This window comes from Burkholderia sp. GbtcB21 (assembly GCF_019091065.1).
Classification (GTDB): Bacteria; Pseudomonadota; Gammaproteobacteria; order Burkholderiales; family Burkholderiaceae; genus Burkholderia; species Burkholderia pyrrocinia_C.
This window is the reverse complement of sequence record NZ_JAGXKA010000010.1, coordinates 45,112-64,963: the sequence shown is the minus strand read 5'-3', so window position 1 is coordinate 64,963 and position 19,852 is coordinate 45,112. Positions and strand designations below refer to the sequence as shown.

Genomic DNA, 19,852 nt, shown 5'->3' with positions numbered 1-19,852 from the left:
TGGGTCACGACGACGTCATTCACGCCACGACGGCGTGCGTTTCTCAAGGAAGGCCGCGATCCCTTCGCGCGCTTCCGCGCCTGCGCGGGTGCGCGCGATCCAGTCGGCGGTCTGCTCGATCAGCGTCGCGTCGAGCGCGCGGCCGGCCACGTCGGCGACGAGTTGCTTGCACGCACGCACCGCGTCGGGGCCGTTCGCGACGAGCGTCGCGGCCAGCTTCGCGACCGTTTCGTCGAGCGCATCGGCCGGCACCGCGTCGTGAATGAAACCGATCGAAGCGGCGCGCGCGCTGTCGAACACCTCGGCCGTCGTGAAGTAGCGGCGCGCCGTGCGCTCGCCCATCGCGCGCACGACGTACGGCGCGATCGTCGCGGGAATCAGCCCGAGCCGCGCTTCCGACAGGCAGAACTTCACGCCGTCGGCGGCGATCGCGATATCGGCCGCCGCGACGAGGCCCACGCCGCCCGCATACGCGTCGCCATGCACGCGCGCGATCACCGGCTTGCCGCAGCGATGGATCGCCTCGAGCATCCGCGCGAGCTTGCGCGCATCGGCACGGTTCTCGTCGTCCGAGTAACCGGCCATCTTCTTCATCCAGTTCAGGTCCGCGCCCGCGCAGAACGCGGTGCCTTCCGCCGCGAGCACGATCGCGCGCACGCCTTCGTGCGCGTCGAGCCATTCGAACGCGGTGGTCAGCTCGGCGATCGTCGTCTCGTTGAACGCGTTGCGCACGTCGGGACGCGCGAGCGTGACGGTCGCGACGCGGTTTGCTTCGTTGACCTTGATGGTTTCGTATCGCATCGTCCGCTCTCCTCGTTACATCCGGAACACGCCGAAGCGCGTATCGTCGATCGGCGCGTTCATCGATGCGGCAAGGCCGAGACCGAGCACGTCGCGCGTCTGCGCGGGATCGATCACGCCGTCGTCCCACAGCCGCGCGCTCGCGTAATACGGATGGCCCTGGCGCTCGTACTGGTCGCGAATCGGCTGCTTGAACGCTTCCTCTTCGTCGGTCGACCACTCGCCGCCCTTCGCCTCGATACCGTCGCGACGCACGGTCGCGAGCACCGACGCGGCCTGCTCGCCGCCCATCACCGAGATCCGCGCGTTCGGCCACATCCACAGGAAGCGCGGCCCGAATGCGCGGCCGCACATCCCGTAGTTGCCGGCGCCGAACGAGCCGCCGATGATCACGGTGAACTTCGGTACCTTCGCGTTCGACACGGCCGTCACCATCTTCGCGCCGTGCCGCGCGATGCCTTCGTTCTCGTACTTGCGACCGACCATGAAGCCCGTGATGTTCTGCAGGAACACGAGCGGGATCTTGCGCTGGCAGCACAGCTCGATGAAATGCGCGCCCTTCACCGCCGATTCGGAAAACAGGATGCCGTTGTTCGCGACGATCCCGACCGGATGGCCCCAGATGTGCGCGAAGCCCGTGACGAGCGTCGTGCCGAAGCGCGCCTTGAATTCGTCGAACTCGGAATCGTCGACGATGCGCGCGATCACCTCGCGCACGTCGAACGGCTTGCGCGTATCGACGGGAATCACGCCGTACAGGCTCTTCGCGTCGTAGCGCGGCGGCTTCGGCTCGCGCAGCGCCACCGGCGATGCGATCTTCGGTGCGAGATGATCGACGATGTTGCGCGCGATCGACAGCGCATGTGCATCGTTCTGCGCGAGATGGTCGGCCACGCCCGACAGGCGCGTGTGCACGTCGCCGCCGCCGAGATCCTCGGCGCTCACTTCCTCGCCGGTCGCGGCCTTCACGAGCGGCGGCCCGCCGAGGAAAATCGTGCCCTGGTCCTTCACGATGATCGACTCGTCGCTCATCGCGGGCACGTATGCGCCGCCCGCCGTGCACGAGCCCATCACGACCGCGATCTGCGCGATCCCGGCCGCCGACATCGTCGCCTGGTTGAAGAAGATGCGGCCGAAGTGGTCGCGATCGGGAAACACGTCGTCCTGGTTCGGCAGGTTCGCGCCGCCCGAATCGACGAGGTACACGCACGGCAGCCGGTTTTCCGCGGCGATTTCCTGCGCGCGCACGTGCTTCTTCACGGTGATCGGGTAGTAGGTGCCGCCCTTGACCGTCGCGTCGTTGCACACGATCACGCACTCGCGGCCCGCGATCCGGCCGATCCCGGTGATGACGCCCGCGCCCGGCGCGTCGTCGTTGTACATGCCGTTCGCCGCGAGCTGCGACAGCTCGAGGAACGGCGCGCCCGGATCGAGCAATTGCGCGATGCGGTCGCGCGGCAGCAGCTTGCCGCGCGACAGGTGCTTGTCGCGCGCGGCCTGGCCGCCGCCCTGCGCGAGCTGTTCGATCTTCGCGCGCAGGTCGGCGACGACCGCCTCGAGCGCCTCGGTGTTCGCGCGGAAGTCTTCCGAACGCGGGTTCAGTCTGGATTCGATGATCGGCATCGACGGGGCTCCGTTCGCGTGACGTGGGGCGTTACATCGTTTCCGCGAACAGCTCGCGGCCGATCAGCATCCGGCGGATCTCGCTCGTGCCGGCGCCGATTTCATAGAGCTTCGCATCGCGCCACAGGCGGCCGACCGGGTATTCGTTGATGTAGCCGTTGCCGCCGAGGATCTGGATCGCCTCGCCGGCCATCCACGTCGCCTTCTCGGCCGTATAGAGGATCACGCCCGCGCAGTCCTTGCGCACCTGGCGAATGTGGTCGCTGCCCGCCGAGTCGAGATGGCGGCCGACCGCGTACAGATACGCGCGGCACGCCTGGAACGTGGTGTACATGTCGGCGACCTTGCCCTGGATCAGCTGGAATTCGCCGATCGCCTGGCCGAACTGCTTGCGGTCGTGGATATACGGCACGACCGCATCGAGGCATGCGGCCATGATGCCTGTCGGGCCGCCCGACAGCACCGCGCGCTCGTAGTCGAGGCCGCTCATCAGCACCTTCACGCCGCCGTTGAGCTGGCCGAGGATGTTCTCTTCCGGCACCTCGACGTCCTGGAACACCAGCTCGCCCGTGTGCGAGCCGCGCATGCCGAGCTTGTCGAGCTTCTGCGCAACCGAGAAGCCCTTCATCCCCTTCTCGACGATGAACGCGGTGATGCCGCGCGCATTCGCTTCGACGTCCGTCTTCGCGTAGACGACGAGCGTGTCGCAATCGGGGCCGTTGGTGATCCACATCTTCGTGCCGTTCAGCACGTAGCGGTCGCCGCGCTTGTCGGCGCGCAGTTTCATGCTGACGACGTCGGAGCCGGCATTCGGTTCGCTCATCGCGAGCGCGCCGATGTGTTCGCCCGACACGAGCTTCGGCAGGTATTTCTGCTTTTGCGCTTCGGTGCCGTTGCGGTGGATCTGGTTCACGCACAGGTTCGAATGCGCGCCGTACGACAGGCCGATCGACGCCGATGCGCGCGAGATCTCTTCCATCGCGACCATGTGCGCGGTGTAGCCCATGTTCGCGCCGCCGTATTCCTCGGCAACCGTCATACCGAGCACGCCGAGATCGCCGAACTTCTTCCACAGATCCATCGGAAACTGGTCGGTGCGGTCGACCTCCGCCGCGCGCGGCGTGATTTCCTTCGCCGCGAACGTCGCGACGGCATCGCGCAGCATCTCAATGTCTTCACCGAGCATGAATTGCACGCCGGGCAGGTTGATCATGTCTCCTCCGTCTCCAGAAAGTGTGTCGCACGCACCGATTTCTGAGTTTCGCTCAAATCGAATGAATGCGCCGATTCATTGACCAATACAGCGGAAATTTTGCACAGTTTCGCGCCTCGTCCGGTTCGTCGTCAATAGTTTTTTGAGTGACACTCAGATATCATGCCGACATGACAGCCGCTACCGCCGACACCATGACCGCCACCGTCAAAGCCGACCGCGCCGACACGCCGCGCGCGCCCGCCGGGCGCAAATCCCAGCAGCGCGTGCAGGACATCCTGCGCGCCGGTCGTGAAGTGTTTGCCGAAAAAGGCTACGAGCATGCGACGGCCGCCGAGATCGCGCAGCGCGTGGGGGTATCCGAGGCGACGGTGTTCAGCTACTTCCGCGGCAAGCGCGAGCTGTGCGCGCGCGTCATCGCGGATTGGTACGACGAAATCATCGCCGCGTTCGAGCACGGGATGCCGCAGGATGCGTCGGTGCAGCAGCAGTTCGCGTTCATCGTGCGCACCCACCTGCGGCTGATGCTCGTGAACGGCACGGGGCTGTGCGCGCTGGTGCTGTCGGAAGGCCGTGCGAAGCAGCATGCGCTGAGCGACGAACTCACCGCGCTGCAGCGCCGCTATACGGCGCCGCTGATGGACGTGCTCGCGCGCGGCCAGGCGGCCGGGCAGGTTCGCGCGGACCTGCCGCTGAGCCTGCTGCGCTCGATGGTGTTCGGGCCGATCGAGCACGTGCTGTGGGATGCGATCCTCGGGCACCGCAAGCTCGATACGGAAACCACGGCCACGCAGCTGATCGACATGCTGTGGGCCGCCGTGCAGCCGCCCGCGCCGGAACAGGCGGCGCTCGTGCGCTTCAGGAACGAGGTCGCGGAAGCGGTGCGGCGGCTGGAAGGGGAAGCGTCACGCCCATAGTGCAGGCAGGCGGCGCAAAGCGCCTGCCGCGTTGCCGCATGCCCTCTTCCATCGCGCGGAAATCAGCCGCTACGACTCCTCGCCGACCCGCAGCGGCGCGCGGCTCTGCTCGTTGTTCAAATGGACGAACTTGCGCAACAGGCGCATCAGTTCCTGCGAATCGTCCTCGCCCATGCCGTCGAACAGGCCGGCACGCAGCTCCTGCACCGACGGAATCAGGTGCGTAAGCAGGTCGACGCCCGCCGGTGTCAGCAGCAAGCGCCGCTGACGTCGCGGCAGCACTTCGCGAACGATCAATCCTTTCGCTTCGAGCCGGACCGCGAGGTCCGCGGTCGTCGACGTGTCGAGCGCCACCCGCTGCGCGAGCGTCACCTGATCGAGCCCCGGACACTCGTACAGCATCCGCAGGACCGCGTACTGCACCGGCGTCACGTCCCGGCCCAGCTTCTCGTAGAACATCGCAACCGCGATCTGATGGGCGCGCCGGATCAGGTGCCCGGGTTCGTCGTACAGATCGAGCGGGAAAGCCGGTGCGTCGGCGGGATTCGTTTTTTCCATGAATGAGTCGATGACATAGGCGGCGCACGCTGTTGCGTGCGCCCACGGCATGGCGCTGCCTCACGCCATTTCCCGGGAAAACCAGTATACCGCTCGCCTTGCCCCGGCCAATCTCAATGAGTACACTGAATCTCATTCAGTACACGGAATGAAGAACTGCCGCGTACCAGCGGCACCGCCCCGAAGGAGACGATGAACGTGTTTCTCAAGAACGCTTGGTATGTGGCGTGCACGCCCGATGAAATCGACGGCAAGCCGCTGGGCCGCAAGATTTGCAACGAATCGATGGTGTTTTACCGCGCGGCGAACGGTCAGGTCGCCGCGCTCGAGGACTTCTGCCCGCACCGCGGCGCGCCGCTGTCGCTGGGATTCGTGCGCGACGGCGTGCTCGTGTGCGGCTATCACGGGCTGGAAATGGGCTGCAACGGCAAGACGGCCGGCATGCCGGGCCAGCGCGTCGGCGGATTCCCGTCGATCCGCAGCTTCCCGGTAGTGGAGCGGTACGGATTCGTCTGGGTCTGGCCGGGCGATGCGTCCGAAGCCGATCCCGGCAAGCTGCCCGCGCTGTCGTGGGCCGAAGATCCGGCCTGGGCGCACGGCGGCGGCCTGTATCACATCCGTTGCGACTACCGGCTGATGATCGACAACCTGATGGACCTCACGCACGAGACCTACGTGCATGCGACGAGCATCGGCCAGAAGGAAATCGACGAAGCGCCGCCGAAGACGATCAGCCACGGCGACGAAGTCGTCACGAGCCGCTTCATGGAGAACGTGATGCCGCCGCCGTTCTGGCGGATGGCACTGCGCGGCAACGGCCTCGCCGACGACGTGCCGGTCGACCGCTGGCAGATCTGCCGCTTCACGCCGCCGAGCCACGTGATGATCGAAGTGGGCGTCGCGCACGCGGGACACGGCGGTTACGACGCGCCGGCCGACCTGAAGGCGTCGTCGATCGTGGTCGACTTCATCACGCCCGAGACGGACACCTCGATCTGGTACTTCTGGGGGATGGCGCGCAACTTCCGGCCCGACGATCACGCGCTGACCGCCGAGATCCGCGAGGGCCAGGGCAAGATCTTCGCCGAGGATCTCGAGATGCTCGAGCGCCAGCAGCTCAATCTCGAGAAGTGGCCGGACCGCAAGCTGCTGAAGCTCAACATCGACGCCGGCGGCGTGCTGTCGCGCAAGGTGATCGAACGTCTGCTCGCCGACGAAAACGCGTCGAACCCGCAGCGGCCCGTGATTCCGCTCGCGCACATCAAGGAGGCGTCATGAGCGCCGCGACGCTGACGGTCCGGGTGGCCCGCAAGTGGCAGGAAGCGCGCGACATCTGCGGCTTCGAATTCGTCAGCGATGACGGTTCGCCATTGCCGCGCTTCGACGCCGGCGCCCATATCGACGTGCATTTGCCGGGCGGGCTCGTGCGCCAGTACTCGCTGTGCAATCACCCGGAGCACGGCGATCGCTATCAGATCGCCGTGCTGCGCGATGCCGATGGCCGAGGCGGGTCGCGCGCCATTCACGACGAAGTCCGGCAAGGCGACACCGTGCGGATCGGCATGCCGCGCAATCAATTCCCGCTCGCCCCCGACGCACCGCACCATCTGTTGCTCGCGGGCGGGATCGGCGTCACGCCGATTCTCTGCATGGCGGAACGGCTGTTCTCGTCCGGCATGCCATTCGACATGCACTACTGCGCGCGTTCGACCGATCGCATGGCCTTCGTCGAGCGGATCAACGCAGCCGGGTTCAACGACCGCGCCCGCTTCCATGTCGACGACGGCGACCCCGCGCAACGCTTCGACCTGGCCTCAGTGCTCGCCGCCGCGCCTGACGGCACGCACTTGTACGTATGCGGCCCGCGCGGCTTCATGGATGCGGTGCTGAACGCAGCGCGCGAGCGCAACTGGGCCGACGAGCGGCTGCACTACGAGTTCTTCGGCGGCGCGGTTGCGACGTCCGGCGCGGATCGCGCGTTCCAGGTCCGGATCGCGAGCAGCGGCAAGGTGATCGACGTGCCGGCCGAATGCACGGTCGTCGCGGCGCTGGCGGCCAACGGCGTCGACGTGCTGACGTCGTGCGAGCAAGGCGTATGCGGGACCTGCGTGACGCGCGTGCTGCAAGGCGAGCCCGATCATCGCGATTCGTATCTGACGGAGGAGGAACAAGCGGCCGGCGACCAGTTCATGCCGTGCTGTTCGCGATCCCGAACCGACCTGCTGGTACTCGATCTGTAGACGGACCGCCCGACACGCGGCGGCCAACCACAATACCGGAGACGATCAATGGAGCAAGATGCCCGACCACCGATCAATACAACTAAATTCCCGATCGACCGATGGTGGGTCGCCGCGCTGTCATCCGAACTGACGGACAAACCCGTCGCCCGCACCTTGCTCGGCCGCCCGGTCGTCCTGTTCCGGTTGCCGTCCGGGGAAGTCGGCGCGCTGGAGGATCGCTGCTGCCACAAGTCGCTACCGCTGTCGTGCGGCTCGCTCGAAGCGCGCGGCCTGCGCTGCGGCTACCACGGGCTGCTGTTCGACCGCGGCGGCACCTGCGTGGAGATTCCCGGCCAGGACCGGATTCCGGCGAAGGCGTGCGTATCGGCGTATCCGGTGCAGGAACAGGACGCCATCGTGTGGATCTGGATCGGCGCCGACGCGCACGCCCAACCGACCTGCGCGCCGCCGCGCTATGCGTTCCACACGGATCCGCAATACCGGTTCGGCGGCGGCAACTACCATTACGACGCACCATATCAGCTGATTCACGACAACCTGATGGACCTGAGCCACCTCGGCTATGTCCATCTGAAAACGATCGGCGGCAACGCGCCGCTGCACATGGGCGCGGAAACCCGCGTCAGCACCGACGGCGACACGGTGACGCTGGTCCGCCGGATGCCGGATTCCGACCCGCCGCCGACCTACACCGCCGCATGGCCGTTCGCGGGCCGCGTCGATCGCTGGCAGGAAATCGAATTCCACGTGTCGCATATCCGGATCTGGACCGGCGCGATGGACGCCGGCACCGGCGACCTGCTCGATCCGGCGCGCGGCGGCTTTCACATGCGCGGCTTCCACGGCATCACGCCCGAGACGGACACCACGACGCACTACTTCTGGACCGTCGCGACCAATCCGCGACACGATGTCGAACGCGTCGCGCAAACGGTCATCGAGCAATCCGCGGCGACGTTCGATGAGGACAAGACCGTGATCGAAGCGCAATACCGGAACCAGATGCGGTTTCCGGGCCGCCACCAGATCGACATTCACGTCGACGCGGGGCCCAATCGCGCACGGCGCGTGATCGAGCGGCTGCTGCTGCAACCCGAACCCGCGTAACCCTCGCGCCGGCGCGCGAACGGCGCCTGCCGGTCGCGGCGGGTGCTCCCTGGTTGCCCGTCAACCCACGCATCCGCTTTCGTCCCATTCGCTACTGCCGGCTTCGATTTCGCCCTATTCAATTAGTCATACTATTTTTTATGAAGGATCTTTGACGTGAGCGCAAATATCCGCAATACGCTCGACGAATCCCCGATGAGCGCGTTCCAGACGACGGCTGTCGCAGCCTGCGTCGTGCTGAACATGCTCGACGGGTTCGACGTGCTGGCCATCGCGTTTGCCGCGCCGCACCTGGCGGCCGAATGGAAACTGAGCGGCAAGGAAATCGGCCTGCTGCTGAGTGCCGGGCTGGCCGGCATGGGCATCGGCTCGGTGCTGATCGCGCCGCTGGCCGACCGGGTCGGCCGCCGCCGCATCATCCTGCTCTGCCTCGCCGTGATCTCGACCGGGATGCTCGCCTGTGCGGCCACGCACAGCACGCTGCAACTCGCGATCGCGCGTGCCTATACGGGGCTCGGCATCGGCGGCATGCTGGCGAGCCTGACCGTCATCAGCGGCGAGTACGCATCGAACAAATGGCGCAGCGCCGCGATCGGCATGCAGTCGACCGGCTACGCGATCGGCGCCACCGCCGGCGGCGTCGTCGCCGGCTATCTGCTGTCGGTGTGGGGATGGCGCAGCGTGTTCGCGTTCGGCGGCATCCTGACCTTGATGTCGATCCCGATGGTGCTCGCGCTGCTGCCGGAATCGCTCGACTTCCTGCTGGCGCGGCGTCCGGACAACGCGCTGCAGAAAATCAACCGCATCCTCGCAAGAATGAAGCACGCACCGATCGACACGCTGCCGGCTGCGACTGCTTCCGTCGACACGGCGAACCCCGCGTCGAGCTGGACGGCCGTGCTGCGCGCACCGCTCACGCGTCGCACGATCGCACTGTGGATCGCGTTCTTTCTCGTGATGGGCAGCTTCTACTTCGTCGTGAGCTGGACGCCGAAGCTGCTGGTCCAGGCCGGACTGTCGGCGTCGCAGGGCGTGACCGGCGGCGTACTGCTCAATCTCGGCGGCATTGCGGGCGCCTCGCTGTTCAGCCTGCTGTCGACGCGGTTCGGCCTGCGCAACCTGCTGCGCGCGACGCTGCTGCTGGGCGGCGCACTGATGGTCGTGTTCGGTGCGAACACGGGCTCCCTCGGCATCGGGATGACCGTCGCGGTGCTCCTCGGCGCCGTGATCAATGCGTGCGTGGCCGGCATGTATGCGCTGTCGCCGACACCGTATCCCGCCGAGATCCGCACGACCGGCATCGGCCTCGCGGTCGGCATCGGCCGCCTCGGCGCGATCCTGTCGCCGATGACGGTCGGTGCGCTGCTGGACGACGGCTGGTCCGTGCCTCATCTCTATCTCGCGTTCCTCGTGCCGATGGTCGGCGCGGCGATCGCCGTCGCCGTGGCGGGCGCGCGTGCAGCGGCACCGCGCCGGCAACGCGATCCGGCGATGTCGTAACGCGCGACGCCCGCAGTCTTGCCGATACCCGTCGGTATCCCGGACATGTTCGGGGCATAAAAAAATCGATAAGTATATCTACATAACGTTTGGAGACAGCAATGAAAACGAAACTGGGCGCCGCACTCGCGACGGCGACGGCGCTGGCCGGACCGGCCTGCGCGCAAAGCAGCGTCACGCTGTACGGGATCATCGATACCGGCGTGTCCTACTACAACAACGCCGCGCACGGCGGGTCGTTCACCGGGATGCCGACGCTGACCGGCGAGGTGCCGTCACGCTGGGGCCTGAGAGGCACGGAGGATCTCGGCGGCGGCTACCAGGCCTTCTTCGTACTCGAAAACGGCTTCCAGCCCGGCACCGGCGCGCTCAACTACGGCGGGCGCCTGTTCGGGCGGCAAGCGAACGTGGGCGTGAACAGCCCCTTCGGCGTGCTGACCCTCGGCCGCCAGATGAACATGTCGATGATCGTGCTGACCAATGCCGACGTGATCGGTCCGTCGATTCATTCGATGGCGGATTTCGACTCCTATCTGCCGAACGCGCGCAGCGACAATGCGATCGGCTACAAGGGCACGTTCCACGGCGTGACGCTCGGCGCCACCTACAGTTTCGGCCGCGACGCGGCCGGGCCGGCAGGACCGTCGGCGACGGGCTGCGCCGGACAGGTGCCCGGCGACATCGTCGCCTGTCGTCAATACACGGCAATGCTCGCCTATGACGCGAGCAATTTCGGGCTGGCTGCATCGCACGACGTGATGCGCGGCGGCGGCAGCGCGCTCGCGCCGCTGAACAATCCGGCGTATACCGACACGCGCGACATCGTCGCCGGCTACGTGAAGATCGGCCCCGCGAAACTGGGCGCCGGGTGGATCCGCCGCAACCTCGCGGCGGCCGAACACCTGCAGGCCGACATCGTGTTCGCCGGCGGCACGTACTACGCGACGCCCTACCTCGCGCTCGACCTGCAGGGCGTACGCTACCTGCAGCGTCGCGAAAACAGCGAAGGCGGCACGAACGCCACACTGCTCGTCGGCCGCGCGAGCTATTTCCTGTCGAAGCGGACGACCGTTTATACGTCGGCGGGCTACATGTTCAACAGCACGCTGGCCGCGAACGCGGTCGCCGCCGGCGGGACGGTCGGCACCGGGATGAATCAGCTCGGCGTGATGGCCGGCATCCAGCAGAAGTTCTGAATGCCGGCCCCCGCACTACCTCAATCGGCGAGCCGGCAGTGCGAGAGCTTCAACCCCGGCAGCACCGGCGCGTCGATATAGCCTTCGTTCACGCAACTGAAGCGGAAGTTCGCGGATGCCGTGAACGGCTTGATCTCGCCGCCGGGGAATTTCGGCTTCAGCGCGGCCTGGTCGGCCACGTCGAAATGCGTGTCGAACTGCCCGCCGTCGGTCGTCAGCGCGCCGAAGTACGTGCCGCCCGGATCGCTGCCCATCCGGATCACCGCGCCGACGAACGCGAGGCGCTTGCCGTCGTATTTCGTCTTCGCGGCGGCCATGTCCTGCGTATAGGCCTCGATCACGACGCTGTAGCGCGCATCGATCGCGGGCTCGTCCGACGATGCGGCGCAGGCGTTCTGGTGAACGCCCGCCAGCATCACGCACGCCGCAAGCGCGGCCGTCACGAACGGCGCGGAAATCTTTTTCATTGGGTGGTCTCCCGTCAGGCTTGGTGGTTGAAATGATTGAAAGCGGCGCGGTGCCGGCTGCCCGGCATAACGCCAGATGAATTCGCTTCCGTTTTAATCGTTCGAATGGCGGAACACGGCTGCGATCACTTCACCACCCGCATGGTCGAGTGCGGTACGTTGCGTCGCGCCGAACGCGACGTGACAGGAAGATGACATGGTGCGGCCCCCGGCTCTCATTGAATTTCACTGCGTCTGATTTTGGCCGCTACGGTAGCAGACGGCCGATGGCCCGGCAACCAAGGCCCGCCCGCTGCCGACCATCTCATTACAATTGCAAATAATTCTCATTACATATATCATCCGCATCCCGGTTGCGGCGCAGTGCTGCGGCCCGCGACACGATCCTTAGCACGCCGTCCCGCATCGATTCATGCCATCCCGTCGAACCACCCACCGCGCCCGGACCCTTCGTCCGTGGCGCACGAGCCTGCCTGCCCTGATCACGCTTTGCGTCGCAAGCGGCGCGCATGCAGACGCCGCCGAACCCGCCAACGCCAAACCCGTTGCGTCCGCATCCGCATCGACGCCCACGACGCCCGCCGAACACGAACTGCCGGCCATCAGCGTCAACGCATCGGCGGCCGTCGATCCGACGATCGGTTATCAGCCGCGCACCACCAGCATCGCGGGCGGCAACGACCGCCCGCTCAAGGAGATTCCGCAATCGGTCGCGGTGGTCAGCAGCAGCGTGATGCAGGACCAGCAGGCGCGCTCGCTCGACGACGTGCTCGGCAACATCAGCGGCGTCACGCAGACCAACACGCTCGGCGGCACGCGCGACGCGTTCACCAAGCGCGGCTTCGGATCGAACAACGACGGCTCGGTGCTCGTCGACGGCGTGCGCACGCCGGTGCTGCACAGCTATCTCGCGACGATCGACCGCGTCGAAGTGCTGAAGGGCCCTGCTTCGCTGCTCTACGGGATGCAGGACCCGGGCGGCGTGATCAACCTCGTCACGCGCAAGCCGGAAGACACGTTCGGCGGCTCGATCTCCGCATCGCGCACGAGCCACGGCGGCAGCAGCGCGCTGTTCGATCTCACGGGCCCGCTCGGCAAGCCCGGCCAGGTCGCCGGCGGCACGCTCGCGTTCCGGCTGACCGGCGAATACGACACGAGCCGCTACTGGCGCAGCTTCGGCCGCCAGCGCGACGCGCTGATCGCGCCCGCGCTGTCGTGGCACGACGCGAACACGTCGGTCGACGTCAGCTACCAGTACGTCGACTACACGACGCCGTTCGATCGCGGCACCGTGCTCGTGAACGGCCAGCTCGACGATGCGCTGCGCTATCGCCGCTACGAGGAAGCGTGGTCGCAGAGCAGCGGCATCCAGGAAACGCTGCGTGCGCGCATCGAGCACCGCTTCTCCGACGCGTGGCGCGTGCGCGCGACCTACGGCTGGGGCCGCGACCGCTACGACCAGTACATTACCCGCGGCAACTCGTTCAACAGCAAGACGGGCGCAATGACGCGCTCGTCCGATGCCAACCTCGGGCGCAACGACTCCGACCAGATCGCGACGCTCGGCCTGCTCGGCAACGTGACGCTTGCCGGGATGAACCACGCGATCTACCTCGGCGGCGAATACGAGCGGCAGCGCAGCTTCCGCGGCGACACGATCCGCGGCAAGGCAACGACGGGCTTCAATCTCTACGATCCCGTATACGGCCTGCTCGCACCGGGCGGCATACCCAACCCGAAGCAAAGCGATTCGCGCTCGGTGGTGCATGCGTATTCGATGGTCGTGCAGGACTCGGTGAAGCTCACCGAGCGTCTCACCGCGGTCGGCGGGCTGCGCTGGGAAAACTGGCAGCAGGAATCGGGGATGGGGCGGCCGTTCGTGTTCGCCGACCGCTCGCGCGGCAATGTCTGGCTGCCGCAGTTCGGGCTCGCGTATGCGCTCACGCCGGCGCTGACCGCGTATGCGAACGTGAGCCGCTCGTTCAAGCCGAACGTCGCAACGAACGTTGCCGCGCCGCTCGCGCCGGAATACGGCCGCGTGCTCGAGGCCGGGCTGAAGTTCAGCCTGAAGCCCGCGATCACGGGCACGCTCGCGGTCTACCAGATCGACAAGCGCAACGTCGCGGTCACGAACGGCGACATCACGTCGACGATCGGCACCGCGCGCTCGCGCGGGATCGAACTCGACGTCGCGGGGCAGATCACGCGCCACCTGAGCGTGATCGGCAGCTATGCGTATACGAACGCGACCGATCGCGACAGCAATACGCCGCTCGTCAACGTCGCGCGCCACACGGGCAGCCTGTTCGCGGTGTACGACACGGCGATCGCGAACCTGCCCGGCCGCTGGCGCTTCGGCGGCGGCGCACGCCTGGTCGGCACACGCTCCGGCGACACCGCGAACAGCTTCACGCTGCCCGGCTACGTGACCGTCGACGCGTTCGCGGCCTACGAAACGACGATCGGCAAGTTCCCGACGCGCTTCCAGCTCAACGTGAAGAACCTGCTCGACAAGACCTACTACCCGTCGAGCAACAACAACCTGATCGTCGCGGTCGGCGAGCCGCGACTCGTCACGCTGACGACGACGGTGTCGTTCTGACGGCCCGGGCAGCCGGAAGCCGGGCCCGGCTCGACGTCATTCCGCCGTCGGCGGACAGACCCGATAGAACACGACGCTGCATAGCAACAGGAAGCCGGCAAGGATCGCCATGCCGGTGCGGATGCCCGCATAGCCGATGATCATCGCGCCGAGGATCCCCGACAGGCTCCCGCACGCGTTGATCAGCGCGAGGCCGGCCGCCGCGGCCGCACCGGACAGCACGCGTCCCGGCAGCGTCCAGTAGATCGGCATCAGCGACAGGATGCCCGACGTCGCGACGGTCAGCATGATCAGCGCGAGCCAGAAGCTGTCGTGCGCCACCGTCGCGACGAACAGGCCGACGGCGGCCAGCGCGACCGGCACCACGCCGTGCCTGCGCAGCCGCCCGGACCGCTCCGCGACCTTCGCGTTCATGTACATGCAGATCGCCGCGACGCCGAACGGGATGGCCGTGAACAGCCCGACATCCAGGCTGTTCGCGACGCCCGCGTCATGAAACAGCGTCGGCATCCAGAACGTCAGTCCATAGAATGCGGTGTTGAAGAGGATCATCACGACGATCAGCGCATAGATCTTCGGTGTCCGGAACGCATCCGCGACGCGATGCGACTTGAACGCCGCCTCCTTCGCGACATTCGCTTCGATGATCTGCTTCTCGCGCGGCGTCAGCCAATCGACGTCGGCCGGCCGGTTCCGCAGCAGCGCCAGGATGACGACGCCCAGCACTGCAGACGGCAGCCCTTCGAGCAGGAACAGCCACTGCCATCCCCTGACGCCCGCCACGCCGTCCATCGTCTCCATGATCGCGCCGGACAACGGCGCACCGAACACGACGGCAATCGGCAACGCCATCAGGAACAGCGAATACATGCCGCTCTGGCGCCGGACGGGCAGCCACGTGTTCGTGTAATACATCACGCCCGGAACGAACCCGGCCTCGCATACGCCAAGCAGGAAGCGAAGCGAGTAGAACGCGGCCTCGTTCCTCGAGAAGATCATCAGGGTCGACACGATCCCCCACGTGATCATGATCCGCGCGATCCATGCGCGTGCGCCGACCCGCCGGAGGATCAGGTTGCTCGGAATCTCGAACAGCATGTAGCCCCAGAAGAACACGCTCGCGCCGAGTGCGAAGGACGCATTCGTCAGGCCGAAATCGGCCGCCATCTGCAGTTTGGCAAAGCCGATGTTCACGCGGTCCAGATAGGACATGATGAACCCGAGGAAAAACAGCGGGACGATCCTCAGTATCACCTTCCGGTACAACGCATCTTCGTGCAGTGCTTCGGTGCTTGCGCCGAGCGCAAGCGCGACGTCCGCCTTCATGATCAGTTCTCCGGATTAATACAGGAACCTCGACGGCGACGGGATCGATCCGTACGCTGGTACGTTTCGCATGCTCGTGGCGGGCCGGGTCGCCTGCCGGCGCCGCGTCACGGATTCTGCGGCCTCATCGCTCCGCAAGCGCGAGCACGTCGGCCCAGATTCCGTCGTCGACGGCAACGCCGTGCCGCCGCTGTTCGATGCGGGTTCGCAGCGCGCTTTGCCCGGGATACAGCACCTCGTCGCTGTCTTCCGCGACTTCCGACGTATTCACGTAATCGGCCACGCCGTCGGCGACCTCGTTCGTGAACGCTTCGCCGCCCAGCTTGCGCGGGTCGATCAGGATGAACACCTGCGAGCAGCCGGTGCAGCTTCCCTGCTGCACGGCATCGATCCCGTTCGTCGCCAGCCCCTCCGACAGCACGGCGGCCAGCACGTCGAGCATGATCGCGAATCCCGAGCCCTTCCAGTACCCCATCGGCAGGATCCGCATCGACGCCTCGATCGGGCCGGGCTCGACGGTCAGTTTCCCTTCGCTGTCGAAACCGGCGGGAAACGGCATGTTTTTCCCCTTGAGGCGGGTCGCCTGCAGTTTGCCGTACGAGTACTGCGACATGGCCATGTCGAGCACGATAGGGCCCTTGTCCCGCGGCACCGCCATCACGAACGGGTTGTTGCCGACGCGCGGTTTCTTGCCGCCCCAGCCCGGCATGCAGGATTCGGTATTCGTCCAGCAGATCGCGATGTAGCCGCGATCCGCCGCGTGCCAGCCATACGTCCCGCCGCGCATCCAGTGCGTCGTGTTGCGCAGCGCGACGATGCCGACGCCCTGCTCGTTGGCGATCGCCATCGCGCGCTCGGTCGCGGACAACGCATTGAGAATGCCGGGGCCGCGATTGCCGTCCAGGATCTCGATCGCGCCGAAGCGCTTGACCGGCGTGGGGGCGCCTTGCAGATTCACCCAGCCCTTGCGGACGTAGTCGACGAAGCGCGCGACGCGATTGATGCCGTGGGAATTGACGCCGTCGCAGGTCGCCTCCGCATGAACCCGTGCGCAGACACCCGCGTCGTGCTCGTTCATGCCCGCATTCAGGAGCGCGAGATAAATGGCGCCCTGCAACTCCTCGAACGGAATTCGGATCATCTTGCGTGTCTCCTGAAGTTCTTGTGGTGCGGTGCGATCCGGAACCGGATGCCGCCGCCCCGGCTCGCGGCGCGAACCAGTATCAGCCGCCCGCGAAATCGAGCAGGATCTTGCAGCTCTCGGCAGGCCGCTGCTCGGCCATCTCGAACGCCTGCGCGACGTCGCGGAAACCCACCTTGTGCGTGACGATATGCTCCGGCTGGATCAGCCCGCGGCCGATCCAGTCGATCACCTGCGGGAACATTGCGCAATTCAGTCGCGATGCGGCGAGCGTCAGTTCCTTCTTCGTCAGTTCCGCCTGCACGATCGCCGACGGTTCCGACGAGAAGCCGAGCACGCCGATCCGGCCCGCCGGCGCGGCGATCCGCACGGCTTCCTCGAGAATCGACGGATGGCAGACCGCGTCGAAGATCAGCGTCGGGCCACCGTCGACGCCGCGCTGCGCCAGCGCGTCCGGCAACGACTCGACGCTCGTGTTGATGATCTCGTCCTCCGCCGCGCCGCACTTGCGCGCGAGCTGCAGGCGCGCGTCGAGCCGGTCGGTGATGAACGCGCGGATGCCGTACACGCGCTTGAGCACCTGCAGGATCGTCAGCCCGACGGTGCCGGCGCCGTAGATCAGCGCGACATCGCCCGGCAGCACGCCGGTGCGCGACGTCGCGTTCGCGGCGACCGCGAACGGCTCGACGATCGCCGCGCACGTGTCGGCGATCTCCGCCGGAATCCGGTAGGCATTGCCGGCCGGCACGCAGGTGTACTGACTGAAGCCGCCGTCGCGATGCACGCCGAGCACGGTCAGGTGCCGGCACACGTTGCGCCGGCCGATCGTGCACGCATGACAATGCCCGCAGCTGATCACGGGATCGACCGCGACGGTCTCGCCGAGCCGCGCCGCATCGACGCCCTCGCCGACCGACTCGATCGTCCCGACGAATTCGTGGCCGATGATGCGCGGATACGACACGAACGGATTCTTGCCGTGAAAGATATGCAGGTCCGACCCGCAGATGCCCGCATAACGGACCTTCACGCGCACTTCGCCGGCGGCGGGCACGGGCAGCGGCACCTCGCGCACACCCATGCTGTTCGGACGATCGACAACGACGCTCAACATTTCGGTTCTCTCCTTCGATTCTTCGCCGCTCACCAGTTCCACATCGACCCATCGCGCAGCCGCGCGACCGGCAGGTACGCGCGCTCGTACGGATACTTCGCGGCCAGCGTCTCGTCGATGTCGACGCCGAGGCCCGGTACGTCGTCCATCACGAGGTAGCCGTCCTCGAACCGGTAGCTGTGCGGAAACACTTCGTCGGTCAGCGCGCTGTGCGGCATCAGTTCCTGGATGCCAAAGTTCGGCGCCCACAACCCGAAGTTGACCGCTGCCGCCATGCAGACCGGCGACAGGTCGGTCGCGCCATGAAAGCCCGTGCGCACCTGGTACATCGCCGCGTAGTCGGCGATGCGCCGCATGTGCGTGATCCCGCCCGCGTGCACGATCGTCGCGCGGATGTAGTCGATCAACTGGTCGCGGATCAGGTCCTTGCAATCCCAGATCGAGTTGAACACTTCGCCGACCGCGAGCGGCGTCGTCGTGTGCTGGCGGATCAGGCGGAATGCGTCCTGGTTCTCAGCGGGCGTCGCGTCTTCCAGCCAGAAGAGACGATGCGGCTCGAGATCGCGGCCGAGCCGCGCGGCCTCGATCGGCGTAAGCCGGTGATGGGCGTCGTGCAGCAGGTGCGGCGCATCGCCGACCGCGTCGCGCACCTTGCGAAACAGCTCCGGCGTATGGCGCAGATAAAGCGCGGTATCCCACGGCTCTTCAGGCGGCAGGCCCTTTTCGGCGGGTTCGTACGCGCCCGCGGTCTTGCCGACGCCGTACACCTTGTCGAGCCCCGGCACGCCCGACTGCACGCGGATCGCGCGAAAGCCTTCCTCGATATGCGCACGCACCGCATCGACCGCTTCCTCGTGATCGCGCCCGTTCGCGTGGCCGTACACCATCAGGCCGTCGCGGCTCTTGCCGCCGAGCAGCTGGTAGACAGGCATGCCCGCGAGCTTGCCCTTGATGTCCCACAGCGCCATGTCGATCGCGGCGATCGCCGTCATCGTCACGGGCCCGCGCCGCCAGTACGCGCCGCGATACAGGTATTGCCAGATGTCCTCGACGTTGCGCGGGTCGCGGCCGACGAGACACGGAAACACGTGATCTTCCAGGTACGCGCGCACGGCCAACTCGCGCCCGTTGAGCGTCGCGTCGCCGAGACCGTAGACGCCTTCGTCGGTCACGATCTTCACCGTCACGAAGTTCCGGCCCGGACACGTGACGATGGTCTGCAAGCGTTCGATTTTCACTGCGCTCCTCCAGCGGGCGATTCAGTCGACAAAGTAATGAGGCGCGCGGCTGCGCACGTCCGGCAGATGCGAGCCGATCCGGTCGACGTGCGTCGCGACCGATGCGCCGAGCAGCGCCATGTTGCGCGACGCGATATGCGCGAGGATCTGCTCGTGCTCCTGCAGCGCGCGGCGCGCATGATCCTCGACGCGGTCGAGCAGCAGCCAGCGCACGCGGTCGAACTGGCGCTTCATCGGCTGCAGCATTTCCCACACGTGCGGCCGGCCCGCGAACGCGAACATCCGGCCGTGCATCGCTTCGTCCAGTTCGAAGAACGCCTCGACATCGTGCGCGGCCACCGCGGCGCGCTGCGCGTCGATGATCCGCGACAGCTCCGCGAGTTGTTCCGCCGTGATTTTCTGCGCGAGCTCGACGTGGTTCGCGCATTCGAGCGTGCTGCGCGCGAACCGCCCTTCCTCGAGGATCGACACCGGAATCGGCGCGACGAACGTGCCGACCTTCCGGTGGATCTGCACGAGCCGCTCGTCGGCCAGTTGCGCGAACGCCTCGCGCACGGGCGTGCGGCTGACCTTGATCGTCGTCGAGATCACGGCCTCCGACAGCGCGGTATGCGGCGGCAGCGCGCCCCGCACGATCGCGTGGCGCAGCAGCGCGTGCACCTGCTCCGTATAAGACCGGCTCTCGTCCAGCGAGAACCCCTGCAACGCCGTGACGACGACGTCTTCCTCAAATGCTGCCGTTTCGCTCATGTTTGCCGATGCATCCGACTCGATTTCGATAGCTACCATGGTACACAACACAAGGA

At 66.5% G+C, this 19,852-nt stretch carries 17 protein-coding genes; 7 read left to right on the top strand and 10 right to left on the bottom strand.

The genetic code is table 11. The features are described 5' to 3' along the window. Window positions 1-15: 15 nt before the first annotated feature. The 3 genes from KVT39_RS22065 to KVT39_RS22055 are packed head-to-tail and all read right to left on the bottom strand — an operon-like array spanning window position 16 to window position 3,637. The gene (locus KVT39_RS22065) at window positions 16-801 is read right to left on the bottom strand and encodes an enoyl-CoA hydratase/isomerase family protein (RefSeq protein ID WP_175750126.1); all 786 of its coding nucleotides are present in this window, start codon (window positions 799-801) and stop codon (window positions 16-18) included. A 15-nt stretch (window positions 802-816) separates the two neighbouring features. Then, window positions 817-2,424: a carboxyl transferase domain-containing protein gene (locus KVT39_RS22060; RefSeq protein WP_217590197.1), complete on the bottom strand. Its 1,608-nt coding sequence runs from the start codon at window positions 2,422-2,424 to the stop codon at window positions 817-819. 31 nt (window positions 2,425-2,455) lie between these two features. Continuing rightward, window positions 2,456-3,637, bottom strand: coding sequence for an isovaleryl-CoA dehydrogenase (locus KVT39_RS22055; RefSeq protein ID WP_034180867.1), 1,182 nt, complete (start codon window positions 3,635-3,637; stop codon window positions 2,456-2,458). A 170-nt stretch (window positions 3,638-3,807) separates the two neighbouring features. On the opposite strand from KVT39_RS22055, the gene KVT39_RS22050 reads away from it, so the two are divergent. Then, on the top strand, window positions 3,808-4,554 hold the full coding sequence (locus KVT39_RS22050; protein ID WP_034180868.1) for a TetR/AcrR family transcriptional regulator: 747 nt from the start codon (window positions 3,808-3,810) through the stop codon (window positions 4,552-4,554). A gap of 69 nt (window positions 4,555-4,623) precedes the next feature. On the opposite strand, the gene KVT39_RS22045 is transcribed toward KVT39_RS22050, so the two are convergent. Continuing rightward, window positions 4,624-5,112, bottom strand: a complete 489-nt coding sequence (locus KVT39_RS22045; protein WP_034180869.1) for a MarR family winged helix-turn-helix transcriptional regulator — start codon at window positions 5,110-5,112, stop codon at window positions 4,624-4,626. A gap of 198 nt (window positions 5,113-5,310) precedes the next feature. Here KVT39_RS22045 and KVT39_RS22040 point away from each other — a divergent pair, with 198 nt between their 5' ends. The 5 genes from KVT39_RS22040 (at window position 5,311) to KVT39_RS22020 (ending at window position 11,158) form a co-directional block, all read left to right on the top strand. After that, window positions 5,311-6,390 carry an aromatic ring-hydroxylating dioxygenase subunit alpha gene (locus tag KVT39_RS22040; RefSeq protein ID WP_034181035.1) on the top strand — a complete coding sequence of 360 codons (1,080 nt, stop codon included), beginning with the start codon at window positions 5,311-5,313 and terminating at the stop codon, window positions 6,388-6,390. Beyond that, complete coding sequence (locus tag KVT39_RS22035; protein ID WP_105390259.1) at window positions 6,387-7,352, top strand: PDR/VanB family oxidoreductase; 966 nt, start codon at window positions 6,387-6,389, stop codon at window positions 7,350-7,352. The genes KVT39_RS22040 and KVT39_RS22035 overlap by 4 nt, the downstream gene beginning before the upstream one ends. A gap of 48 nt (window positions 7,353-7,400) precedes the next feature. After that, a complete protein-coding gene (locus KVT39_RS22030) occupies window positions 7,401-8,462 on the top strand; it encodes an aromatic ring-hydroxylating dioxygenase subunit alpha (protein WP_034180871.1) in 1,062 nt (353 codons plus the stop codon). Window positions 8,463-8,618: 156 nt separating this feature from the next. Next, window positions 8,619-9,962, top strand: coding sequence for an MFS transporter (locus tag KVT39_RS22025; RefSeq protein WP_217590196.1), 1,344 nt, complete (start codon window positions 8,619-8,621; stop codon window positions 9,960-9,962). Window positions 9,963-10,063: 101 nt separating this feature from the next. Then, window positions 10,064-11,158 (top strand): porin, encoded by a 1,095-nt coding sequence (locus tag KVT39_RS22020; protein ID WP_217590195.1) that lies wholly within the window; start codon window positions 10,064-10,066, stop codon window positions 11,156-11,158. A gap of 20 nt (window positions 11,159-11,178) precedes the next feature. On the opposite strand, the gene KVT39_RS22015 is transcribed toward KVT39_RS22020, so the two are convergent. Next, a complete protein-coding gene (locus KVT39_RS22015) occupies window positions 11,179-11,625 on the bottom strand; it encodes a hypothetical protein (RefSeq protein ID WP_217590194.1) in 447 nt (148 codons plus the stop codon). Window positions 11,626-12,037: 412 nt separating this feature from the next. Between KVT39_RS22015 and KVT39_RS22010 the strand changes: the two genes are divergently transcribed. After that, window positions 12,038-14,227: a TonB-dependent siderophore receptor gene (locus KVT39_RS22010; RefSeq protein WP_034180875.1), complete on the top strand. Its 2,190-nt coding sequence runs from the start codon at window positions 12,038-12,040 to the stop codon at window positions 14,225-14,227. Window positions 14,228-14,263: 36 nt separating this feature from the next. On the opposite strand, the gene KVT39_RS22005 is transcribed toward KVT39_RS22010, so the two are convergent. The 5 genes from KVT39_RS22005 to KVT39_RS21985 form a co-directional block, all read right to left on the bottom strand. Continuing rightward, window positions 14,264-15,553 carry an MFS transporter gene (locus KVT39_RS22005; RefSeq protein WP_175750120.1) on the bottom strand — a complete coding sequence of 430 codons (1,290 nt, stop codon included), beginning with the start codon at window positions 15,551-15,553 and terminating at the stop codon, window positions 14,264-14,266. 124 nt (window positions 15,554-15,677) lie between these two features. Continuing rightward, window positions 15,678-16,694, bottom strand: a complete 1,017-nt coding sequence (yiaK, locus tag KVT39_RS22000) for a 3-dehydro-L-gulonate 2-dehydrogenase (RefSeq protein ID WP_175750119.1) — start codon at window positions 16,692-16,694, stop codon at window positions 15,678-15,680. Between the two features lie 82 nt (window positions 16,695-16,776). After that, window positions 16,777-17,808, bottom strand: a complete 1,032-nt coding sequence (locus KVT39_RS21995) for a Zn-dependent oxidoreductase (protein WP_072443811.1) — start codon at window positions 17,806-17,808, stop codon at window positions 16,777-16,779. A 29-nt stretch (window positions 17,809-17,837) separates the two neighbouring features. Then, entirely contained in the window at window positions 17,838-19,046 is a 1,209-nt protein-coding gene (manD, locus tag KVT39_RS21990) for a D-mannonate dehydratase ManD (protein ID WP_217590193.1), read from the bottom strand. 21 nt (window positions 19,047-19,067) lie between these two features. Continuing rightward, window positions 19,068-19,796, bottom strand: a complete 729-nt coding sequence (locus KVT39_RS21985; RefSeq protein WP_034181036.1) for a GntR family transcriptional regulator — start codon at window positions 19,794-19,796, stop codon at window positions 19,068-19,070. Window positions 19,797-19,852: the final 56 nt, after the last annotated feature.